Origin of the sequence: Oscillatoria sp. HE19RPO (assembly GCF_024220515.1) — a bacterium.
Lineage (GTDB): Bacteria > Cyanobacteriota > Cyanobacteriia > Cyanobacteriales > Laspinemataceae > Laspinema.
Map to the genome: position 1 here is coordinate 1 of NZ_JAMXOT010000378.1, position 2252 is coordinate 2252.

General features: G+C 51.4%; 2 protein-coding genes. One reads left to right on the plus strand and one right to left on the minus strand.

Annotation, left to right across the window (positions count from 1 at the left end; all coding sequences use genetic code 11):
* Nucleotides 1–591 precede the first annotated feature (591 nt).
* The gene (cas1, locus tag NG833_RS27095; RefSeq protein WP_254568383.1) at nucleotides 592–1617 is read right to left on the minus strand and encodes a CRISPR-associated endonuclease Cas1; all 1026 of its coding nucleotides are present in this window, start codon (nucleotides 1615–1617) and stop codon (nucleotides 592–594) included.
* 455 nt (nucleotides 1618–2072) lie between these two features.
* Between cas1 and NG833_RS31095 the strand changes: the two genes are divergently transcribed.
* A partial coding sequence (locus tag NG833_RS31095; protein ID WP_375293962.1) for a hypothetical protein occupies nucleotides 2073–2252 on the plus strand: 180 nt, incomplete at its 3' end.

Genomic DNA, 2252 nt, shown 5'->3' on the forward strand with positions numbered 1-2252 from the left:
TTCAACTGAAAGGAAGCTATGTGTCGGAGTAAATGCTTGCGCCCTCCGGAGGGCGCAAGCATTTACTCCGACATTGACGGGGCTACTTTGTTGATCTACGAACGAACGTTTTGGAGATTTTATTTTTTGGAGTTCCCTTAAAACCCACAGGCTCAAGCCTGGGGCGTTTGCGGACTAGCCCTGTCAAGGTGTATTTGTAGGGGCTTCGATGCTCGAAGCCCCTATAGAGGCGATTCGCGAATCGCCTCTACATTTTGCACCTGTCAACTATTTGTAGGGGCACAATGCGCCCCTACAAAGGGCCCCGGGCATCGAAGCCCCTACAAGAAATCACGATTTTTCGTTATTAAATTTACTACCTTGACAGGGCTAGGCTATGCGGACAAAGCCTGTCCTGAGCTCCGTCGAAGCCTGTCCTGAGCTCCGTCGAAGCCTGTCCTGAGCTCCGTCGAAGGGCCTGTCCTGAGCTCCGTCGAAGGGGGTCGAAGGGGGCCAGCGGGCGCGGGCTAAAAGCGAAAACCGACTTTGAACAACCGGATTTGGTATGAATCGCCCCCATCACTGATTTGATGGGGGTTGGAGTTTAGGCGATTACAGGATAGGTACAGGTAAGAGAGATTGGGCTGGGGGTTGCGAAGCTGTTGATGACGTGGGAATGGGTTTTGGAGTCCATTTGAGCAAAGCGGGACGATAGGAAATGTCGTGGCATAAGCTGCGTTGGTACTGGCGAATTTGATGGCGGAGGCATTGGCGGTAGGTTTGATTGCCAGTGACTAGGGTGGCTAGTTGTTGCTCCCAAGCGGCAATAAACTTATCGAGCGGGTGATGGTAGCCATTGCCGTTGCCGTTACCGTTACCGTTGCCGTTGTGAGTCAAGTTAGTGTGAGACAGAACGAACTCCAGGGCGAGGCGGTCTACTAGAATTACAGTCCAATCTAGGGTAAGGTCCCGCACAAGAGGCAGGTTTTCGCCATCGCTCAGGTGCAGCCCCCCGAGGTTGGCATCCAGTCCAATTTCTAGCAGAAACCCTTGTCCGACTTGTTCTAACAAGGCTTGGCCCAGGTGCCAGAGGTTGTCTACGGACATGGCAGATTCTAAGGTGTTCAGCCACAGCCACTCGCGCAAAGCCGGATAATAGATTTGGTTGACCGTGGCCAGGTGGCTACGCAGTTGCGGAAGACTGGCGGCGGGAATTTCATCCAGGAAAAGCTCGATCGCCTCTAAAGCAATTTCTACGGTGGGACAAACGCACGAGTTGAGCGACAACAACAATGCGCGACGATTGTGCAACGTGGCACTGACGATGCGTTCGGCGGTGTTTTGCATGAACTCGGAGTCACCGGCGCGTTGGAGTTGTTGGGTCAGATAGGGGGCATCCGAGTCCAGGTGAAGCCGTCCTAGATACCGACCCTCAGCATCCAGGAATAAGACGGGCAGAGCGTGGGAGAAAGCTAAGGCAGTGGCTTCTCCGGTGATTTCGCATCCGTGGAATAGGACGATGTGACTTGTCATTTTCGCCAAGACTCGCCGCTGTAATTGCTGATGATGCCACAACTCAAAAACTTGACGCTTGGCTTGCAGAATCGAACCGGGTTGGGTGAGATAGATTGCGGTCATGGTTCCAGTTGAACGCTACATTTCCAGCATCGCAACTGAGTATTTGCGTTCGTGTATGCCTTAGTCGGTGCAGTATATGACTTTTTATATGACTTGTGGTCTAGGTATTGCAGGTTGACAATTTTGAGGGCTGGGAGAGGTTATCGTTTGGTCCCAGCCCTAAACTGGACTCACTAGCACCCGCGATGTGAAGGCGATCGCTACTAATTCCAGTTCCAAAGAAATGCTATGGGTTTGTGGTGTCGCTACTGGTATCACGGGTAGGGTCGATGGGGGCTATGAAACTAACCCTGTCAAGGTGTATTGATTTGTAGGGGCGCAATGCTTGCGCCTGTCCAAGAAATAACGATTTTTCGTCATTAAATTTACCTCTTGTAGGGGCGCTTCGAGAAGCGCCTGTCCAAGAAATAACGATTTTTCGTCATTAAATTTACCACCTTGACAGGGCTAGGGCTATGAAACCCCGCATCTCCCTGTTAGAACTGGACTTGCGAGTTTCCCCGCATCCGGCTCCCGATAATCTAGCCAATTGGCTTGCTGGAGTGGATATAATCATGACAGGATTCATGTACTGCCGTCAAGTTTTTAGGTTTCCAGTTGTCATGGTTTCCATCAATATGATGAAGTTGTACTCG